This window comes from Bacillus hominis (genome assembly GCF_018332515.1).
Classification (GTDB): domain Bacteria; phylum Bacillota; class Bacilli; order Bacillales; family Bacillaceae_G; genus Bacillus_A; species Bacillus_A hominis.
Map to the genome: position 1 here is coordinate 1 of NZ_BOQD01000231.1, position 3,346 is coordinate 3,346.

A 3,346-nucleotide genomic window follows, 5' to 3' on the forward strand; every position below is an offset into this window, starting at 1 on the left:
TTAATCGTTGGATTAGGGGTTTATATTTATTTTAAAGGTTGAAAAAACTGAAAAATATAAAAAACTGAAAATATAAGTATGCTATAATATTAATATAGTGTAAAAGAGAAAGAAGGAAAGGATTGGATGTAATGATTGAAATTGTGAATGTGTCAAAAAGTTATAATGGGTCTACTTATGCAGTAAAAGATTTAAGTTTATCTGTACCTAGCGGAGAAATCTTTGGGTTTTTAGGACCAAATGGTGCAGGTAAATCAACGACAATTAAGATGATTACTGGTATTCATGGGGTGGACAAAGGGACCATTACAATCAATGGTAAAGATATTATGAAAAATCCGATGGAAGCGAAGAAAACATTTGGCTATGTTCCAGATAGTCCGGATATGTTTTTACGATTAAAAGGGATTGAATATTTAAACTTTATGGCTGATATGTATGAAGTGCCGAAGGAAGTAAGGCAAGAACGAATAGAGTCTTTAGCAAAGAAATTTGATCTTTATAATGCTTTATCTGATCAAATTCAAAGTTATTCACACGGTATGAGACAAAAGATTGTTATTATTGGTGTACTTATACATGAGCCGGATGTATGGATTTTAGATGAACCGTTAACGGGGCTTGATCCGAAATCTGCATATATTTTAAAAGAAATGATGAGAGAACACGCAGATAAAGGGAAGATTGTATTTTTCTCTACACACGTATTAGAAGTGGCGGAAAAAATATGTGACCGCGTCGCTATTATTAATAAGGGCAATTTGCAGTTTAAAGGAAATTTAAATGAAATGAGAGATCATTTTAAATCCAATGAATCACTTGAAAAAATGTTCTTGGAGATGACGGGTAATGAGTAAAATATGGATGTTAACGAAGGTATTATTGAAATTAAATTATGCAGATTTTATAACAGATAAAAAGAAGCGATGGGCATATTTATTTTCCTTTGCAGCGATTTTATTTGTTGGCTTTTTAATATTTGGTTCGATGACGCATGGAATGTATGAAGGAATGATACATCTCGGACAGAATCCAGCGATTATAATTGCAATGGGATTAGCTATTGCTAGTATATGGGTGTTTTTGATGAGTATTATGAACATTTTAACAGTGTTTTACTATAGTAATGATGTTGAAATGTTACTACCGTTACCGTTAAAACCAGCGCAAATTATTTCTGCAAAATTCTTTACGGTGTTAATTACACAATACGTAATGAGTTCGTTTATTTTATGGCCTATCTTTATTACTTACGGTTTAAAGAGCGGTGCGTTCATTACATATTATATTTATATGGTTGTCATTTACATATTCTTCCCGATTGTTCCGTTAGTGTTAGCTTCGTTAATTATGACACTTATTATGAGGTATACGAATATAGCGAAAAACAAAGACCGAGGAAATATATTTATTGGAATCGTAAGCATACTATTTATTGTAGGAATTAATGTATTTATGCAGTGGAGAAATAAAAGTGCAGTATCTGGAGCTGGAGATTCAGTTGCGAATTATCTTGCAAATAATCAATCCTCCCTTTTCATACAAATGACAAATTATTTTCCGACTACATATTTTGGTGCAATGGGATTAGTAGAAAATGCATCGTGGAAAGGTCTATTATACGTTCTTATTTACATCCTTATTTCTATCGCGTTCTTCGGACTGTTTTATTACATTGCAGAGCGTACATATTTAAAAGGGGTTATTGGACTTTCAACGAGTACAGCAAAGAAAGAGGTAATTTCAGCAGAAGGCTTACAGAAATCAACGGTACAAAGTTCACATTTAAAAGCGTATGTGAAAAAAGAATTTAAAACGTTATTCCGTACACCGCAATTTTTCTTAAATTGTATCGTACAAACTTTCGTTATGCCGATTATGTTGTTCTTTATTTTATTTGTACAAGATGGGAATTTAAAGTTTATTACAGAGTATATTAACAATCCAGAGACAACGGGATTTGCAATCGGTGTTGGCCTTTGTGCATCCTTATTTTTGATGGGTAGTAACGTCATTGCAACGACGTCATTTTCTCGAGATGGAAGTTCATGGTTTGTGAATCGTTACTTACCGGTAAAGGCATCGGATATCTTTTTTGCGAAAGCAATAACTGCTTGGTTAATTAATATAATCATTTTAGCAGTATTCGGTATTACAATGGCAGTTGTAGCAAAAGTATCCCCAGTCTTTATGATACTTTGGTTCTTGCTAAGTGCGAACGGGTTATTGTTAATTAATTTAATCGGTACGCGCTGGGATGCACAAACTGCAGATATACATTGGGATACAGAACAAAAATTATTTAAAAGTCGATACACAACTTTGTGGAATTTTTTAGCTAATATTTTAATAGCTTTAATTATTGTAGCGGGAGTAAGTGTGTTATACTTCGTCCTTCAGGTAGGACTGTGGGTTATGTTTATTATTTTATTTATACTGTTTACCATTGCCAATTTAATTTTAATTAGAATTTTAAAATTAGGTGCAGAGCGTATATTATCAAATATTAATTAAGAAGATAGATCCTCTGTATTCGTGCAGAGGATTTATGTTTAGATGGAGGAGAAATGGTGAGGAAAATAGCAATTGTAACAGGGGCAACTCGTCTGAATGGAATTGGTGCAGCTGTATGCAAGGTGCTTGCTCAAAAGGGGATAGACGTCTTTTTCACGTACTGGCCTCGGTATGATAAAGCAATGCCGTGGGGAATGAATGATCAAGAACCCTTTTTGTTGAAAAAGGAAATTGAAAGTTACGACGTTCGATGTGAAATGGCAGAAATCAACTTATCGCAGTCTTATTCGCCTAATCGTGTATTGTATATGGTATCAGAACGTTTAGGTGAGCCATCTATTCTTATTAATAATGCGGCGTATTCTACTCATACGAAAATTGAAGAGTTAGATGTAGAACAGTTAGATAAACATTATACGGTCAATGTTCGTGCTCCTATGCTATTAAGTTCATTATTTATTAAACATTTTTCACTCAAAACAAGTGGAAGTGTTATAAATCTTACTTCTGGACAGTCACTAGCGCCAATGCCAGATGAACTGGCATATGCAGCAACAAAGGGAGCAATAGAAGCATTTACAAAGTCAGTTGCACCAGTTGCTATGGAGAAGGGGATTACAGTGAATGCTGTTGATCCAGGACCAACGAATACAGGATGGATTACAGAGGAGCTAAAGCATCATTTAGTATGGAAATTCCCGCAAGGTAGAGTTGGAGAATCCATGGATGCTGCACGTTTAATTTCTTTTTTAGTAAGTGAAGAAGCGAAGTGGGTTACTGGGCAAGTCATACATTCGAATGGTAGTTATTCATAAAAATATTATGTTAACAA

General features: G+C 34.0%; 3 protein-coding genes. All 3 read left to right on the forward strand.

What is annotated here, in order from left to right:
* Positions 1 to 131 precede the first annotated feature (131 nt).
* From KI356_RS20270 to KI356_RS20280, 3 genes are read left to right on the forward strand one after another with little or no spacing between them, the layout of a single operon-like run.
* Positions 132 to 857 (forward strand): ABC transporter ATP-binding protein, encoded by a 726-nt coding sequence (locus tag KI356_RS20270; RefSeq protein WP_212936273.1) that lies wholly within the window; start codon positions 132 to 134, stop codon positions 855 to 857.
* A complete protein-coding gene (locus tag KI356_RS20275; protein ID WP_128280608.1) occupies positions 850 to 2,514 on the forward strand; it encodes a putative ABC transporter permease subunit in 1,665 nt (554 codons plus the stop codon). Before KI356_RS20270 ends, KI356_RS20275 begins: the two co-directional genes overlap by 8 nt.
* A gap of 56 nt (positions 2,515 to 2,570) precedes the next feature.
* Positions 2,571 to 3,329, forward strand: coding sequence for an SDR family oxidoreductase (locus KI356_RS20280; RefSeq protein WP_212936272.1), 759 nt, complete (start codon positions 2,571 to 2,573; stop codon positions 3,327 to 3,329).
* Positions 3,330 to 3,346: the final 17 nt, after the last annotated feature.

Coding starts and splice junctions, on each gene's coding strand:
- KI356_RS20275 (WP_128280608.1), top strand. CDS start 850: ATGAGTAAAATATGGATGTTAACGAAGGTATTATTGAAATTAAATTAT.
- KI356_RS20270 (WP_212936273.1), top strand. CDS start 132: ATGATTGAAATTGTGAATGTGTCAAAAAGTTATAATGGGTCTACTTAT.